Source organism: Consotaella aegiceratis, assembly GCF_036541425.1.
Taxonomy (GTDB): Bacteria; Pseudomonadota; Alphaproteobacteria; order Rhizobiales; family Rhizobiaceae; genus Consotaella; species Consotaella aegiceratis.
The window spans coordinates 1-16,088 of sequence record NZ_JAZHFT010000024.1; the positions used below are offsets into that span (position 1 = coordinate 1).

Consider the following 16,088-nt stretch of genomic DNA (forward strand, 5'->3'; position numbering starts at 1 on the left):
CGCTTCTTAGATTGACCTGTCGGCTTGTTGATCTGATGGCATAGTGTGGCAGTCTTCGTGCTGACCACGGACAGAAGCATGACCCCGGCGACGAGATAATCATTCAGAGGGACTTGACGAACGAAGGCCCATTACAGAAGCACTACTGCTCGCAGTTCGACCCGAGCTACAACGCCGACGCCGACCAGCAGGCCAAGGACGCCGGTTTCGACAGCTGGGGCATGATGATGGTCGATCGCTGCCCGGCCGGTTCGGCAGTGCTGCCGCGCTGGGCCAATCCGGATCTGCCCGTCATAACGGCGTGGATGACGAAGGTGCCGGTCACCGGCAGCGCCACGCAGGTCGTGCTCGAGCGCAATCCCTATTATTTCAAGGTCGACACGGAGGGCAATCAGCTCCCCTATATCGACGAGATGAGACTGCGCGTCAGCCAGAGCGCGGAGGAGCTGACGCTCGCCGCGCTCAACGGCGAGATCGACATGATGGACCGGTATTTCAACACGATCACCAACAAGCCGCTGGTCTACGACAATCAGGAGCAGGGCGGGTACCATCTGGTCGACGAGGTTCTGGCGACCATGAACACGATGGTGATCCAGCTGAACCTCAACCACCCCGATCCGGTATTGAACAAGCTGTTCAACGACAAGAATTTCCGCATCGGCCTGTCCTACGGCATCGACCGTCAGGAGATCATCGATTCGGTGTTTACCGGGCAGGGCGAGCCGGCTCGACCTGATCCGAGGCGCGTCGCGCCGGTGAGCTTGGCCCAACCCGCGTGATCGGCTGCGCGTCGGAATGGGGCACAGAGGGACACGATACTCGGACGGCGTCGGCACGATCATGGAGCAGGATATGCGGCGAACAGCCGCCAGTCATGCGGGCCGCGAAGATGGCTTCTCCGCCCGTCATCGGTCGGTTTCTGCCGTCCACTCAACAGCGGCATCGCGCCGCGAACAATCATGCGGCCGGTCGCCGAATAGACGGTCGATAGGAGAAACGAAATGGACGACATCATCGAAGCTCACGACGAGCGGCTGGACGCGGCCCGCAATCCCATCGCGCCGGACCGCGTGACCACCAGACTGGAAGAGATGAAGTCGGACATCATCGCGCGGATCCAGCGCAACGCCCCGATCATCGGGGTCCGCAATCCGATGATCGGCGCCGGGCCCAACGACTTCACCTGGCTCTATCCCAAGAGCGGGTATTTCTGGACGGATTCGTTTTGGACGGGCCAGCTCTGGCTGGCTCACATGATCACCGGCGACCCGGCGCTGAAGAACATGGCGCGGATGCGCATCCCCCATTTCAAGCGGATCCTCGATACGCCGCTCTGGCTGAGCCACGATCTCGGCTTTCTGTTTTCGCTGTCAATGGTCGCAGACTATAAGCTGACCGGCGACGGGCATGCGCACGAACTGGCGCTTCGGGCCGCCGAAGCCTTGCGCGGGCGGTTCAACTGGGCCGGCAACTATCTCGTGGCATGGACGGCCGGCGCGAAAAATCGCGAGCATGCCCGCAAGGTCCAGGGCAAGATCATCATAGACTGCATGCAAAACCTCGCCTTGCTGCTGTGGGCCTTCAACGAAACGAACGTCGCAGCCTACCGGGACGCCGCGATCGGGCAGGCCGACACGACGATCAAGCACCTGATACGGGCTGATTTCAGCACCCATCATACGTTCGACTTCGATACGACGACGAGCGAGCCGATCGGAGCGAGCACGTGGCAGGGGTACAGCGACGAATCCTGCTGGAGCCGCGGACAGGCTTGGGCCATTCATGGTTTCGCGCAGGTCGCGGAGATCACAGGCGAGATGCGCTATGCCGAGATCGCCGCCAGGCTCGCCGACTATGCGATCGACAAGCTGACGGACGACTGGGTTCCGGTCTGGGATTATCTCCTGCCCGAGGGCGAGCCGGCCTATAAGGACACCTCTGCCGGAGCGGTGACGTCGGCCGGGCTGCTGCTGTTGGCCGAGGTGCTGGCTCGGGCCGGCCAAACGGAGCAGGCGGCGCGGTATCGCGAATTCGGATTGAAGATGCTGTTCGCGCTGCGGGAAAACCACGACCTCAGAGCGGTCGAGCATGCGCAGGGCTTGCTGTCCAACGCGGCCTCCCATGTGCGCCTCGCGGGCCAGCGCAGCGAGCCCAATATGGCGAACGCGATGCTTCCCTATGGAGACTATTATTATTTCGAAGCCGTGCTGCGCGGGCTGGGGCATCGAGAGTTCTTTTGGTATTGACCCGCGAGCCGTGATGACGGCCGGCTCGGCCGTTGACGCGAGGTCTTGTTCAAGCATTCGAGGCTTGCCTTCGGCATCCAGCGCAGAAGCGTAGGCGCTCCGGGATTGTCATTCGGGCCCAGAGATCGGGGCGTGTTTGTGGAGAGGTCTGCCATGTCGGACGAGCACGGCTTTCCGGCCGACGATCGCATCCAGTGGATGCCCTGGGAGTGTTCGCCCCAGGACATCGAGCATCCCGCTCAAAGAGAGTTGAAGCTTCGCCTGGCCGAGACCGCCGGAGCGCAGATCGATCCGGAGGCGTATGTCGCACCGGGCGCACGCGTCTTTACCGAGCACCTCGTCCTTGGAGAGCGCAGCTGGATCGCCGCGATGGCGCTGGTGCGCGGCGACGTCGAATGTGGCCGCGACTGCACCATCAATCCGTTTGCCTGCCTATCGGGCCGCATCCGCATCGGCGATGGCGTGCGGATCGCCTCGCACGCCTCGATCGTCGGCTTCAACCATCGGTCGGAGTCCACGGCCGAACCGATTCATCGGCAAGGGATCGAGACGCGTGGTATCGTGATTGGCGATGGCGTGTGGATCGGAGCCAATGCTTGTGTCCTCGACGGCGTGAGCATCGGCGAGCATGCCATCGTCGCCGCCGGCGCGGTGGTGACGCGGGACGTTCCGGCCTTCGCGGTGGCCGGTGGCGTGCCGGCAAAAGTCTTGAGGTTGCGCGGTGCCGGCTCCGCCGCGCCGGAAGCCCCGTCTTTGGCCGGTCCTGCTCATGGCCTGGACCGGCGCCTGGCCGCCTTCTCGGCCGAGGTCGAAGCGCAATGGCCGGCCATTCTGGCCGATCACCGCACCGCAGACGGATATTCCTCGTACGACGCCAGCGGACGACGGACGCGGTCCGCCCGCCACCTTTGCGACGCCATCGAGATCGCGGCCGCTTTCGGCGCCTTGCCCGAGGGGCTGGCTCGGACGGCGACGATCGCCGAGCTGCAGGCGCTTCAGGACGTCGAGACGGGGCTGTTTCCCGATCCCTTCCAGCCGCCGGTGTCTGATCGTCCGCTGCGTGCCGACGGCTTGGCGCTCTATAACGTGCTCGCGGTCGGCTATGCCCTGGAATGCCTCGGCAGTCATCCCGCTCGACCGGTGGCCTGCGTCGAAACCGTGACGGCCGACGAATTGGGCCAATGGCTGGACGATCTGCCGTGGTGTGAAGGCGCCTGGGGCGCGGGTGCCACCATCGATGCCATCGGCACGGCGCTCTATTTCGATCGTCGCTATCATTCCAGCGGACGAGCGCTTGATATGGTGATGGGCTGGCTGACGCTGAATGCCGATCGTATCACCGGCGTTTGGGGCCGACCGACGCCGGCCGAGCGCATGCTCCAGCCGGTGAACGGGTTCTACCGCCTGACGCGCGGCACCTATGCGCAATTCGGACTGCCGCTGCCTTATCCGGAGGCCGCCATCGACACCGTGTTCGCCCATTATCGCGATTATCGTGGCTTTCAGGGCCAGGACTATACCGCCTGCAACCTTCTCGACACGATCCATCCGTTGTGGCTCGCGTCCAGGCAGAGCGATCACCGCCGGGGCGACATCCGGGCCCTGGCTGCCCGCGAGGTCGTCCGGATCCTCGATTCCTGGCAGCCGAGGCGCGGATTCCCGTTCTCGACCGGACAGGAGCCCAGTCTGCAGGGAACGGAGATGTGGCTTTCCGTCCTCCATCTGATGGCGCTGACGCTCGGTCTGGCCGCGGCGCTCGCCTTCGTTCCGCGTGGCGTCCATCGTACGGAGGCCGTCGGAGCAGCCAGCCTGGGACCGTCGATGTCCTCGACCTGACCCCGAGGAGACCGAATTGCCGTCCCGGGGCCAGCGGCTCGGCGCTGGACACAAGGTCGAAGCCGCTGGGAGCGAGCTCTGCACAGCATCCCCCGTGCGATCGCTTCGCGTCCCGGAACCTCTGGACCTTGTCGGGACGGATGCAGCCGTATATCGCGGCTGAGCTTCCGCCGTTTTAGAATCGGCTGTTTCGCGGGATTGCGAGGAGGACGTTCGATGACCAGTGCCATCTTCTGCGAAATCGCCGGCCATCGGACTTGGCTCAAATGGCATCGCGGCCGTCGCTGCGCCTGCGATACCGCCTTCACGTCCGAGCGTCTGCTGGAAGGAATGAATGCGGGCGCGAGTATCGAGGTCGACCTCCGCAAACATGCCGGCGGTGGATTTGCCGTCCTGCACGATGCGGTGCTCGGCCGCGAGGCGACGGGTGAGGGACGGGTGTGCGATCTCGACGCGAACGCTCTGCGCGCACTGTTCCGCCGCGACAACGACGGACGTCCGACGCGTTCACCGGTGCTGGTTCTCGCCGATCTGCCGACGGTGTTCGAAAACGAGGACATTCCCGAATCCTCCCTGCTGCAGCTCGACCTGAAGGAGGATAGGGCGGCCATCGAGCCGGCCGACGTGGCGGCCTTTGCCGCGGCAGTGACGCCGCTCAAGCGCAACGCGATCCTGTCGGGCGGTGATGCCGAGGCGGTCGCCTGTCTCGCGGCCGCGGTGCCGGGCCTGAGGATCGGCCACGATCCCTGCCATGAAGAGCGGCTGGTCGACATGGCCCGGACGCGCCGCTACGACGACTTCGTCGCCGCCGCGCTCGCGGAAGCGCCCGACGCCGCGATGATCTATCTGCATTATCGGCTCGTGCTCGACGCGATGGATGCGGGCCACGATCTGATCGCGGCGTTCCAGGCGGCCCGCAAGCGGGTCGATGCCTATACCATCGCGTCGACCAGCCCCGAAAGCCTCGCCACCGTCAGGCGCCTGCTGGCGCTCAAGGTCGACCAGATCACCACCGACGATCCCGAGGCGCTCGGCGCGGCGATCGCCGCCATGGAGCTCGCCTAGTCCCTGAAGCCCTGGATCAGCCAGGGGTGAAGTCCCGGTCCGGCGGCCAGGATCGCGCTTTGTCCGGAAACCGGGCCTCCGTCGAAACCGGTGACGATCCCGCCGGCTTCGCGCAGAATCAGGACGGAGGCGGCGTAGTCATGCTCCGACAGTCCGTCCTCGAAGAAGCCGTCGAGGCGCTGGCAGGCGACGTAGGCGATCGACAGCGCAGCCGAGCCGAGCCGGCGCACCCCGGCCGCCTGGTCCATCAGACGTCGCACCGAACGGTGATAGGTCTCGGTCGCCACGCTCTTGACCTGGCCGGGCACGGGCAGGCCGGCGCCGATGAGCGCGTTCGCCACGTCCGCGTCCTGCGAGCAGGCCAGGCGAATGCCGTCGGCATAGGCGCCGCGCCCCATCTCGGCAGTGAACAGTTCGTCCATCATGCAGTCGTAGACGACGCCGGCGGTGATCTCGCCCTTGACCTCCAGGGCGATGACGATGGCAAAATGAGGGATGCCCCAGGCGAAGTTGGTGGTGCCGTCGATCGGATCGATATGTACGAGCGGTGCGTCCGCCGCAGCGCTCCTGTCGCCCACGCCCTCTTCGCCCTTAATGGCGAAATCGGGAAAGGCTCTGGTGATGCCGTCGACGATCAGCCGCTCGATCTCGACGTCGACCTCGGTCTGATAGTCGCGCGGGTTCTTGAGAACCATCGAGGCGGGCAAGCGGCGGCGCAGCGACGAACGCGCCAGGCCGCCGGCCATCAGCGCCAGCGTGGCGAATTCGACGAGCACGGCCGAAGGATCGGGACCGAGGCGGTCGCGAAGCGAGAGAAGCATGGCTGGAAAAAACTCCGAACGGCACGATCGCGCGGCCGCTCGGTCAGCAGTCGGTCTGCCACGAGCGGCACTGGATTATCGCCTGTTCGGCCGGGACCTCAACCCGCGAAAGGTCAAAGACCGTCTTTACTGCCCGAAAAACGTCACGCCACCAGGCCGTCGAGCGGCCGGATGCCGATGCTGTCGGGAAAGACGGTGCCGGTGAGGGCCCGTTCCTCGATGCCCAGATGGTCGCGCAGGACGCCCTTGAGGACGGCGCGCAAATCTGTGGTCGGCCGGAGATCGCGATTCTCGTATAGATCGGCGTCCTTGAGGCCCGGCCAGTCGGCCAGGATGCGGCCGCCCTTGACGGCGCCGCCGACGAGGAAGGCGGTGGTGGCCGTGCCGTGGTCGGTGCCCTCGTTGCCATTGACCCGCGCGGTCCGGCCGAACTCCGTCATGACCGCGACCACAGTGTCCTTCCAGACGTCCGGGCCGAGAGAACCGGCCAGGGCGTCCAGCGCCTCGTCCAGGGCGCCCAAGAGATTGGCGAGCTTGCCGTCGTCCGCGCCTTCGTCGATATGAGTATCCCAGCCGTCATAGCTGATAGCGGCGACGCGGGGGCCGTCGTCGGCGGCGAGCAGCCGCCCGGCGCCCTCGGCCAGCTGGCGGAACGCCTGCTTGATGCCGCCGCTCTGCTGCGACGGGCTGCCGCCTTCCGCCAACGCGTCGGTCATCAACCCAGCCTGGAAGACGCGGGCCAGGACAGGATCGCGTTCGCCATAGAGCGATGCCAGGCGGTCCGCCGTGTCGGCGCCGATCGGCTTGAACCGCGGCGGCGACCAGGCAAGGGTCGGCGCCTGGCCGCGCAGGATCAGCGGCACGGTGGCGCCGACGGCAAGACCGGAGGCGGGTCGCACCCGATCGCCTTTCGGCAACACTGCCGCGGCCCGGTTGAGCCATCCGGTCTCGCTGCCATGCGGACCGGTCATGCCACTCTCCAGGACGTCCTGTCCGTCGAAATGCGACCGGTCCCGATAGGGCGTGGCGCAGGCATGGACGATGAGCGCCTGGCGCTGCCGATAACGGTCCGCGAGCCGGGGCATCGCATCGTTCAAGGCGAAGAAGTCGTCGAGCCCGATGACGCCGTTGCCGGCGCCAAGATCCCATTCGCCGCGCAACGCCGCGTAGTCGGGGTCGCCGACGGGCGGCACGGCCGCCAGCCCGTCCATCGCGCCACGCAGCACGACGGCGACGAAGCGCGGATCCCGACGGCCGGCAAAGGCATGGCGCGGCATGTTCGCCCAGGCGATGAAGGCACCGGCGCCGGCCACAAAGGCGCGTCGATCGGGGCAGATCAGACCGTCGAGCAGGCGTTCGTTCGAAGACATGTCGCTACCTCCGCTGGAACTCGGGGCTCATCAACAGGAGCGCCAGACCCTGGGTCGAGGATTCCGCTCGTTCGATCGCTTGTCGGGTCGCCGGAGACAGGGCGTCGCCGAGGACCGCTTCGGCGACCTGACGCGGATCGTCCTTGCGCGACCGGCTCGCCAGGCGTTCGGCGATCTCCAGGCGTGTGGTCAGACCACTCGGCGCCAGCCACACAGACGTGCCGTCGTTGAAGCCGGCCGGCGAGGGCGGGTTCCAAAGCGGCTGGCCAGCCGCCTCGAAGGCCCTCAGCACGAAAGGTGCCTCGACATTCGGCTCGACCGCGCGCACCACCGCCCAGACGAACTCCTGCGGCGATCGGATCTTCGTCGGCGGAGCCGTCCAGGCTTCCTCGGCGGTGAGCAGCGTTTTCGACAGAGCCTTCAGGTCGCCATCGCTGGCCAGATAACTGCTCGCAAGCGTCTCGACCAAAGAGGAGGGCGGCTCGTCGGCGACGAAATGGCGAGCCAGCTTGGTGGCAAGGTGGTGGGCGGTGGCGGGGCTGCGCGCGAGATCTGTCAGGACGGCCATCCCCTGGCTCTCGCCCTTCTGGGTGTAGCTCACACCCATGATGGTATGCTCGCCCGGCTCGTGAGCGCCCTTGTTGAACTGGAACTGGCCGTAGCTTTCCACTCGATCGGCGTTGCGGCCGAAGCTCCAGCCGGTCAACGTCTGGGCCAGCGCGACCACGTCGGCCTGATCGTATCCGCCCGATACGCCGAGCGTATGAAGTTCCATCAACTCGCGGGCATGGTTCTCGTTCAGGCCACGCCCGCGCCGCTGGCCGACGACGCTGTCAGGGCCGACCGACCCGGCATTGTTGAGATAGAGCAGCATGGCCGGATGGCGGGTGACCGCCACCAGCATGTCCTCGAACTTGCCGAGCACGTGCGGGCGAATGGCTTCGCGCTCGAAGGCTCCCGCCATGGCGCGCACCGCCTGCGAGGCACCGGCCTGGACGCAGAAATGATTGGTCCAGAATGCGACCAGGCGCTCCAGAACGCCCGTCTGCGTCTGCGACATGCGTTTCAGGCGGGCGGCCGCTTCGCTTCGGTATAGGGCCGCGGGGTTCTGCGGCGTCGGGCCGTCCGGCGCATCCATGCCCTTGCGGCGGGCCTGCTGCGCAGCTTGCGTCAACGCGAAGGCCTCGCGCGAATCCGGCAGGTCGTCGTCGCGGAGCAGCGCGTCCTTCGGATGGTCGAGAGCGGCGAGCAGAGCTCCGCGCGCATCCTGCCGGGCTGCCCGATCGCCATCGACCCGGAAGCCCAGTCCGAACCGTGCCATGGCCTGTGACGCTGAAATGGTCGACATGTTCGAGACACCCGCCGAAACCAAGCTTCGCCGTCTGGACTGATCCTTCGGCTACCATAAGGTAGCCTGATAAATTGCCCAAAAGACGGACGAGTTGCGGCTAAACTACGGCAAATTATGGTTTTTTGGCGGTTCTGGACGCTCGGTCGCTATTCCAGATCCTGCATGGCGCGCTCAACGAGCCGGGTCATAGCCTCCTGCGCCGCGTCGGGCTGGGCGGATCGGATCGCGGCGAAGACGGCGCGGTGATCGTCCATGGCGTTGCGAGGCACCGGCTGGGTGCGATGCTTGTAGAGCGTCGTCCACCGTATCGCCGCGCCGATCCCAGTCGACAGCGATGCCAGCACCTCGTTGCCGGATGCGCTCAGAATCGTATCGTGAAACAGCCGGTCCGCATCCCGTCCTTCTTCCGTGGCGAGGGTGAGGCGATCCATGTCGTCGAGGGCGGTCGCCATGGCCGCCACCTGCGCGTCGCTTCGCCGCGAAGCCGCCAAAGCGGCTGCCGGCGGCTCGACGATGGTGCGCAGTTCGAACAATCCGCGCAGGAAGGCGGGATCCGGCTCGCCGGCTTCGAAGAACCAGCCGAGGACGTCGGGGTCGAGAAAACGCCAGCGATGCCGAGGGGTCACTCGTGTGCCGGTCTTCGGCCGGCTCTCGACCAGGCCCTTTGCGTCGAGCATCCTGACGCCTTCGCGATAGGCGGTGCGCGAAACCCCGAGGGCGGCGCTGAACTCGATCTCGCCCGGCAACAGGTCGCCGGACTTGTAGCGGCCCGACACGATGGCCACCCCGAGATCACGCGCAATGTCGCCATGCAGCCGTCGCGCCGACTTGTTCGGCGAACGCGATTGCGGCAGTTCGCCGCGTTTGATGGGGCCGCTGGCGCCTGGCATTGCGTTTCCTCTCCCTATAAATCAGCCATCACGTAATTTGTCTGAGTATTAGTTGACTTGGCAGTGAGTGCCGAGCAAGATACCGGCCGATGATACAACCTGTTGTTTGGTGCCCGGTGCCGCAAGCGGAGCGAAGACATGACGGCCGTTCGTTTGCGCGTCGCGTCGCTTTCCACCGGACCGTGGCTGTCGTCCTGCTGCAAGGCTCGATGCCGGCGAGGTCCGAGAACCCAATCGGGGAGCGGCAGGGAGGGGCCGAGCCATGAGTTGCTGCGCTGTATTGATCGATCGTCTGCGATGTATTGCGATTGTCGAGCGCCTTCTTGTCGATCGTCAGGTCCCCCTAAATCTTTGTCATAGAACAATCGCGAAAGGAAATGGAAGATGGCGGCGGGGTTGACCCGAACGGAGTTCGGAACGCTGCGAAACGGCGAGGTCGTCGAGGCGATAGAGCTTTTCGACAGCGATGGCCTGACCGTGCGGCTGATCGCCTACGGCGCCGCGATCCAATCGCTTTTCGTGCCGGATCGCGAGGGACAGCTGGCCGATGTGGTGCTCGGTCGCTCGACCATTGCCGGCTACGAAGAAAAGTCGCGGTATTTCGGCGCAACGGTGGGGCGCTACGCCAACCGCATTGCCGCCGGCCGCTTTTCGCTGGACGGCGTCGACTACAGGATCGCACCCAACAACGGGCCGAATGCGCTGCATGGCGGTGCCGGCGGCTTCGACCGCCGGCTCTGGACAATTGCGGCCGCCATCGAGACCCCGGCGCCGTCGGTCACCTTCCATCGGGTGAGCGAGGATGGCGAGGAGGGGTTCCCGGGCCGCGTCGAGGTCGATGTCACCTACACGCTCTCGGCGCCGAACGAACTGACCGTCGCCTACGAGGCGACCACCGATCGCGTGACGATCATCAATATGACCAATCACAGCTTTTTCAACCTGGGCGGCGTCGAACAGGTTCGCAGCATCCTCGATCACCGGCTGAGTGTCGAGGCCGACGCCTTCCTGCCGGTCGACGCGACGTCCATTCCGACCGGCGAGGTACGCGCGGTGGCCGATACGGCTTTCGATTTCCGCACCGTCAGGCCGGTGGGCGCTTGCATCCGCGACGGCGACGAAGAACAGATCGTGTTCGGGCACGGCTACGACCACAATTTCGTGCTGCGCGGCGGCGCGACGGCCGAGCCCAAGCCGGCGGCGCGCCTGGAAGACCCCGCATCCGGACGTGTGATGGAGCTTTTGACGACCGAGCCGGGCGTCCAGGTCTATGCCGGCAATTTCCTCGATTCCACGGTCGTAGGCAAATACGGCGAGATCTACCGGCAATCCGACGCCTTCTGCCTGGAGCCGCAGCATTTTCCGGATTCGCCGAACCGTCCGGAGTTCCCCTCGGTTCGCCTCGATCCGGGAGAGGTCTACCGGCACGTGTCGATCTACCGCTTTTCCACCTCCCAACGCTGACGCCCTGCTTTTGCGATCGAAGACGATGACCAAGCCCAGCACCCCCATCTCCCAGTCCGGCCGGCAATTGCGCTCGCGCGCCTGGTTCGACAATCCGCACAATCCGGATATGACGGCGCTCTATCTGGAGCGCTATCTCAACTTCGGCATCAGCCAGGAAGAGCTTCAATCCGGCCGTCCGATCATCGGCATCGCCCAGACCGGCTCGGATCTGGTGCCGTGCAACCGGCATCATCTCGACTTGGCCTCGCGGATTCGCGACGGCATCCGCGAGGCCGGTGGAATTCCGCTCGAATTTCCGGTGCATCCCCTGCAGGAGACCGGTAAGCGGCCGACCGCAGCCCTCGACCGGAATCTCGCCTATCTGGGCCTGGTGGAGGTGCTCTACGGCTATCCGCTCGACGGCGTGGTACTGACGATCGGCTGCGACAAGACCACGCCGGCCTGCCTGATGGCCGCCGCGACCGTCAACATTCCCGCGATCGCACTGTCGGTCGGGCCGATGCTGAACGGCTGGTTCCGCGGCGAGCGAACGGGGTCGGGCACCATTGTCTGGAAGGCGCGCGAGATGCTGGCCGCCGGCGAGATCGACTATGCCGGCTTCGTGGCGCTGGTCGCCTCCTCGGCGCCGTCGACCGGCTATTGCAACACCATGGGCACGGCCACCACGATGAACTCGCTGGCCGAGGCGCTGGGCATGCAGCTGCCGGGCTCGGCTGCGATCCCCGCGCCCTACCGCGATCGCCAGGAGATGGCTTACCGCACAGGCCTACGCATCGTCGACATGGTGCAGGAGGATCTGAAGCCCTCCGACATCATGACGCGCGAGGCCTTCGTCAACGCCATCCGGGTGAATTCGGCGATCGGCGGCTCGACCAATGCGCCGATCCATCTGGAGGGCATCGCCCGTCATCTGGGCGTCGAGCTGACGGTCGACGACTGGCAGACCTATGGCGAGGAGATCCCGCTCCTGGTCAATCTGCAGCCGGCCGGCGACTATCTGGGCGAGGACTACTATCACGCCGGCGGCGTGCCGGCCGTGGTGGCGCAGCTCATGAGAGAGGGGCTGATCCACGAAGACGCGATGACCGTCAACGGTCAGCCCATCGGCGACAATTGCCGCGGTGTCCTGATCCAGGACGAGAACGTGATCCGGCCGATCGACCGGCCGCTCAAGCAGCATGCCGGCTTCCGCGTTCTGCGGGGCAATCTGTTCTCCTCGGCGATCATGAAGATGAGCGTCGTCTCGCAGGAATTCCGCGACCGCTATCTCTCCAATCCCGCCGATCCCATGGCCTTCGAGGGCCGGGCGATCGTGTTCGACGGGCCGGAGGACTATCACGCTCGCATCGACGATCCGGCGCTCGCCATCGACGAGCACACCGTGCTGTTCATGCGTGGTGCGGGGCCGATCGGCTATCCGGGCGCGGCGGAAGTGGTGAACATGCGGGCGCCCGATTACCTGATCAAGAAGGGCGTCACGTCGCTCGCCTGCATCGGCGACGGTCGCCAGTCCGGGACGTCGGGTTCGCCCTCGATCCTCAACGCCTCGCCGGAGGCCGCCGCCGGCGGCGGCTTGGCGCTGCTTCGAACCGGCGACCGGGTGCGCATCGATCTGGGCCGGGGCAGCGCAAACATCCTGATTTCCGACGAGGACCTGGAGGAACGTCGCTCTGCGCTGGAGGCCGAGGGCGGCTATCCCTATCCGGCGAGCCAGACGCCCTGGCAGGAAATCCAGCGTTCGATGGTCGCCCAGATGGGCGATGGCGCGGTGCTGGAACCTGCCGTTGCGTTCCAGCGGATCGCCCAGACCAAGGGACTGCCGCGCGACAGCCATTGAACCGGCCGTGATGCGCCGTCCCGCTTATCCCCGCCGGTCGACACCCTGGCACACTGATGCCCTGTGTCGAAGGCGGGGAGTGGATGATGGGTGTTTCGAGAGATGTCGTGGACGCGGCAAGGCAGGTGGAAAGCCAGACCGGCGTGGCGGCCGCGGTGCTGATCGCGGTGGCGTTGGTGGAAACCAATGCCAAAGCCTTCGCGCTCGTCGGGAATCGGCAGGAGCCGCTGATCCGGTTCGAGGGACATTATTTCGATCGCGGCCTGCGCGGAGATGCCCGTGCGACGGCTCGCGCCGCCGGACTGGCCGATCCGCGCGCGGGCCGTATCGCCAATCCGCGCTCGCAGGCCGCGCGTTGGCGGCTTTTGGACCGCGCCGTGGCGATCGACGCGGAGGCGGCCCATGCGGCCACCTCGTGGGGTCTGGGCCAGGTCATGGGCGCGCATTGGAAGAAACTGGGCTTTGCCAGCGCAACGGATCTCGCGGCCACGGCGCGCCAGTCAACTGCGGGCCAATTCGATATCGTCGCGCGATTCCTCCGTCTGGGCGGACTCGATCGCCGTCTGGATCGCGCCGACTTCGAGGGCTTTGCGCGGCGCTACAACGGCCCCGGCTTCCGTCGGAACCGCTACGACGACAAGATCGCCGTGGCGCTCACCAAGGCCCGACGAGCCTTGGCCGACCCGTTGGAAAGCAACATGACCCAGCTCGGCGCGCGCGGCGCTGCGGTCACGGCGCTGCAGCGCGGCCTCTGCCAGGTGGGGCTCGATGTGGTGGTCGATGGCATCTTCGGGCCAAAGACGCGAGCGATGGTCGCTCTGTTTCAGGCCCGGCAGGGGATGGTCGCGACGGGGGCCGCCGATCGGGGCGTCTTCGACGCGCTTGGGGTGACGGCGACCGCCGGCTGAGTTGCCGGAGAAGGCGGTTGGGCGGTTGGCCATCGGCGCGTTCGGCGCTATCTTGGCAGGCGACATGACTATTCCGCCCCCGCTTGATCCGCAGCGCCATGCGCTTTTTCTGGACTTCGACGGGACGCTCGTCGACCTGGTGGACGATCCGGACGCGGTCCGCATCGCTCCCCATGTGCTCGATCGCCTGAGCGTCCTGCAATCGGAGCTTTCCGGCGCTTTGGCGGTGGTCAGCGGCCGGCGGATCGCCGATCTCGACCGATTCCTCTCGCCGCTGCGCTTTGCCGCTGCCGGCGTGCATGGGCTGGAGCGACGGGCCGACCCCGGCGATCCCATCAGCCGGCTGATGGAGCCGGAGGCGCTCGATACGATCCGCCGGACCTTGCAGGCCGAACTCGCGGCCGAGCCTCGGTTGAAGCTCGAGGACAAGGGCATGGCGCTGGTGCTGCACTATCGCACGGCGCCCGATCTTGCCGGCCTCGCCGCGCAGATCATGGCCGGCGCGACGGATGGTCGCGAGGATCTGGTGGTGATGAAGGGCGACCAGATCGTCGAGGTTCATCCTGCCGGCATGGACAAGGGCGTGGCCGTCGCCGACCTGATGGGACAGGGTCCTTTCATCGGACGAACGCCGATCTATGCCGGCGACGACGTGACCGACGAATACGCCTTGCGTCATGTCAGCGAGGCGGGCGGAATTTCCATTAAGATCGGCGGTGCTGCGACGTGTGCGGAGTATCGCTTGGCGGATGTCTCGGCTCTGCACGACTGGCTGGGGGCACGATAACAACGGTGGCGGAATGGGGATGCTGGACGAAGTTGGCCGAAGGTCAGGCAGGAATGGGTTCGACGATGAAATCCTGATCAAGCAGGATGGCATTTCGGAGGTGGGAGCCATGACCGAAGAACAGCATCGTCTGGTCGTCGTATCGAATCGCGTCGGACCGCTGAAGGACGAGGGCAAGGCCGGCGGCCTGGCCGTCGGGCTGGCCGACGCGCTGCGGCGACGCGGCGGCCTCTGGTTCGGCTGGAGCGGCGAGACCTCGGACGAGGGAACGTTCAGCCCGGAAAAGACCGAGATCTACGACCATACGGCCATGACGACGATCGACATGACCGAAGAGGACCTCAAGGGCTTCTACCTCGGTTATGCCAACCGCTCTTTGTGGCCGTTGCTGCACTACCGGCTCGATCTGGCTGAATTCGACGACTGGTCGGACCGGATCTATCGCCATGTCAACGAGCGTTTCGCGGTTCGGCTGGCCGGCCTGGTCGATGATACCGACCTGGTCTGGGTGCACGACTACCACTTCTTTTATCTCGGCGCAGAGATGCGCAAATGCGGCTTCAAGGGGCGGCTCGGCTTCTTCCTCCATATCCCGTTCTGCCCGCCGGAAATCTTCACCGCGCTGCCGTCGAGCCACGACATCATCCGGGCGATGCTGGCCTATGACGTGATCGGATTTCAAACCGAGACCGATCGGCGCAACTTCGTGGCGTTTTGCGTCTACGAACTCGGCGGCGAGGAGTTGGAGAACGACCAGGTGCGCGTTGGCGACCGCACGGTGACCGCGTGCGCCATTCCCATCGGTATCGACGCCGAAGGGTTTGCCCGCTTCGCGCTTTCGGCCGAGGCCGTCGAGCACGAGGACATGGTGCGCGACATCTCGCATGAACGCCAGCAAATCGTCGGCGTCGATCGCATGGACTACTCCAAGGGCCTGCTCGAACGCTTCAAGGGTTTCGACAGGCTGCTCGACAGCTATCCGGAGAACCGGGGCAACGTCCAGTTTCTGCAGGTGGCGCCGCTGTCGCGATCGGAGCTGAACGCTTATGCCGAGCTGCGCGACGAGCTGGAAAAGCTCGCCGGGCGCACGAACGGCCGGTTCGCGACGCTCGACTGGACGCCCATCCAGATCATGACGCGCGGCTTCACGCGCCGCGCGCTGGCCGGCATCTATCGCGCGGCGCGGGTGTGCATGGTGACGCCGCTGCGCGACGGCATGAACCTGGTGGCCAAGGAATATGTGGCGGCGCAGAACCCGGACGATCCGGGTGTCCTGATCTTGTCGCGGTTTGCCGGTGCGCGGGCCGAACTGGCGTGCGGTGCGCTCATCGTCAATCCCTATTCGACCGACAACGTGGCCGCCGCCTTGCAGACCGCCCTCAAGATGCCGCTGGAAGAGCGTCAGCGGCGTTGGCAGGCGATGCGCAAGCAGGTTTTCACTGGGACGGCCGAGCAATGGTGCAATCGTTTCCTGGCTGCGCTCGAAGCGGTGGAGATCGCCGCCTGA

13 protein-coding genes are annotated in these 16,088 nt (G+C 65.8%); 9 read left to right on the top strand and 4 right to left on the bottom strand.

Features of this window, described 5'->3' with window-relative positions; genetic code table 11:
• Positions 1-113 precede the first annotated feature (113 nt).
• The 4 genes from SMD10_RS15800 to SMD10_RS15815 all read left to right on the top strand — a co-directional run bounded on the left by SMD10_RS15800 (position 114) and on the right by SMD10_RS15815 (position 5,150).
• Positions 114-782, top strand: coding sequence for an ABC transporter substrate-binding protein (locus SMD10_RS15800; RefSeq protein WP_331686686.1), 669 nt, complete (start codon positions 114-116; stop codon positions 780-782).
• A 222-nt stretch (positions 783-1,004) separates the two neighbouring features.
• Positions 1,005-2,249, top strand: coding sequence for a YyaL domain-containing protein (locus SMD10_RS15805; RefSeq protein ID WP_331686687.1), 1,245 nt, complete (start codon positions 1,005-1,007; stop codon positions 2,247-2,249).
• A gap of 153 nt (positions 2,250-2,402) precedes the next feature.
• Positions 2,403-4,085, top strand: a complete 1,683-nt coding sequence (locus SMD10_RS15810; protein WP_331686688.1) for an acyltransferase — start codon at positions 2,403-2,405, stop codon at positions 4,083-4,085.
• A 216-nt stretch (positions 4,086-4,301) separates the two neighbouring features.
• Positions 4,302-5,150: a glycerophosphodiester phosphodiesterase gene (locus SMD10_RS15815; RefSeq protein WP_331686689.1), complete on the top strand. Its 849-nt coding sequence runs from the start codon at positions 4,302-4,304 to the stop codon at positions 5,148-5,150.
• Here the strand turns inward: SMD10_RS15815 and SMD10_RS15820 are convergent.
• The 4 genes from SMD10_RS15820 to SMD10_RS15835 all read right to left on the bottom strand — a co-directional run bounded on the left by SMD10_RS15820 (position 5,147) and on the right by SMD10_RS15835 (position 9,582).
• Complete coding sequence (locus tag SMD10_RS15820) at positions 5,147-5,971, bottom strand: inositol monophosphatase family protein (protein ID WP_331686690.1); 825 nt, start codon at positions 5,969-5,971, stop codon at positions 5,147-5,149. The genes SMD10_RS15815 and SMD10_RS15820 overlap by 4 nt on opposite strands.
• Positions 5,972-6,114: 143 nt before the next feature.
• Positions 6,115-7,341: a DUF1501 domain-containing protein gene (locus tag SMD10_RS15825; protein ID WP_331686691.1), complete on the bottom strand. Its 1,227-nt coding sequence runs from the start codon at positions 7,339-7,341 to the stop codon at positions 6,115-6,117.
• 4 nt (positions 7,342-7,345) lie between these two features.
• Positions 7,346-8,689 carry a DUF1800 domain-containing protein gene (locus SMD10_RS15830; protein WP_331686692.1) on the bottom strand — a complete coding sequence of 448 codons (1,344 nt, stop codon included), beginning with the start codon at positions 8,687-8,689 and terminating at the stop codon, positions 7,346-7,348.
• A gap of 149 nt (positions 8,690-8,838) precedes the next feature.
• Positions 8,839-9,582, bottom strand: coding sequence for a FadR/GntR family transcriptional regulator (locus SMD10_RS15835; RefSeq protein ID WP_331686693.1), 744 nt, complete (start codon positions 9,580-9,582; stop codon positions 8,839-8,841).
• Positions 9,583-9,966: 384 nt separating this feature from the next.
• On the opposite strand from SMD10_RS15835, the gene SMD10_RS15840 reads away from it, so the two are divergent.
• From SMD10_RS15840 to SMD10_RS15860, 5 genes are all read left to right on the top strand, one after another.
• On the top strand, positions 9,967-11,046 hold the full coding sequence (locus SMD10_RS15840) for an aldose epimerase family protein (RefSeq protein ID WP_331686694.1): 1,080 nt from the start codon (positions 9,967-9,969) through the stop codon (positions 11,044-11,046).
• Positions 11,047-11,071: 25 nt separating this feature from the next.
• Positions 11,072-12,886 carry an IlvD/Edd family dehydratase gene (locus SMD10_RS15845; RefSeq protein WP_331686695.1) on the top strand — a complete coding sequence of 605 codons (1,815 nt, stop codon included), beginning with the start codon at positions 11,072-11,074 and terminating at the stop codon, positions 12,884-12,886.
• A gap of 86 nt (positions 12,887-12,972) precedes the next feature.
• On the top strand, positions 12,973-13,794 hold the full coding sequence (locus SMD10_RS15850) for an N-acetylmuramidase domain-containing protein (protein WP_331686696.1): 822 nt from the start codon (positions 12,973-12,975) through the stop codon (positions 13,792-13,794).
• Between the two features lie 64 nt (positions 13,795-13,858).
• Positions 13,859-14,581 carry a trehalose-phosphatase gene (otsB, locus tag SMD10_RS15855; RefSeq protein WP_331686697.1) on the top strand — a complete coding sequence of 241 codons (723 nt, stop codon included), beginning with the start codon at positions 13,859-13,861 and terminating at the stop codon, positions 14,579-14,581.
• A gap of 109 nt (positions 14,582-14,690) precedes the next feature.
• Positions 14,691-16,088, top strand: coding sequence for an alpha,alpha-trehalose-phosphate synthase (UDP-forming) (locus SMD10_RS15860; protein ID WP_331686698.1), 1,398 nt, complete (start codon positions 14,691-14,693; stop codon positions 16,086-16,088).

Coding starts and splice junctions, on each gene's coding strand:
- SMD10_RS15805 (WP_331686687.1), top strand. CDS start 1,005: ATGGACGACATCATCGAAGCTCACGACGAGCGGCTGGACGCGGCCCGC.
- SMD10_RS15810 (WP_331686688.1), top strand. CDS start 2,403: ATGTCGGACGAGCACGGCTTTCCGGCCGACGATCGCATCCAGTGGATG.
- SMD10_RS15815 (WP_331686689.1), top strand. CDS start 4,302: ATGACCAGTGCCATCTTCTGCGAAATCGCCGGCCATCGGACTTGGCTC.
- SMD10_RS15820 (WP_331686690.1), bottom strand. CDS start 5,971: ATGCTTCTCTCGCTTCGCGACCGCCTCGGTCCCGATCCTTCGGCCGTG.
- SMD10_RS15825 (WP_331686691.1), bottom strand. CDS start 7,341: ATGTCTTCGAACGAACGCCTGCTCGACGGTCTGATCTGCCCCGATCGA.
- SMD10_RS15830 (WP_331686692.1), bottom strand. CDS start 8,689: ATGTCGACCATTTCAGCGTCACAGGCCATGGCACGGTTCGGACTGGGC.
- SMD10_RS15835 (WP_331686693.1), bottom strand. CDS start 9,582: ATGCCAGGCGCCAGCGGCCCCATCAAACGCGGCGAACTGCCGCAATCG.
- SMD10_RS15840 (WP_331686694.1), top strand. CDS start 9,967: ATGGCGGCGGGGTTGACCCGAACGGAGTTCGGAACGCTGCGAAACGGC.
- SMD10_RS15845 (WP_331686695.1), top strand. CDS start 11,072: ATGACCAAGCCCAGCACCCCCATCTCCCAGTCCGGCCGGCAATTGCGC.
- SMD10_RS15850 (WP_331686696.1), top strand. CDS start 12,973: ATGGGTGTTTCGAGAGATGTCGTGGACGCGGCAAGGCAGGTGGAAAGC.
- otsB (WP_331686697.1), top strand. CDS start 13,859: ATGACTATTCCGCCCCCGCTTGATCCGCAGCGCCATGCGCTTTTTCTG.
- SMD10_RS15860 (WP_331686698.1), top strand. CDS start 14,691: ATGACCGAAGAACAGCATCGTCTGGTCGTCGTATCGAATCGCGTCGGA.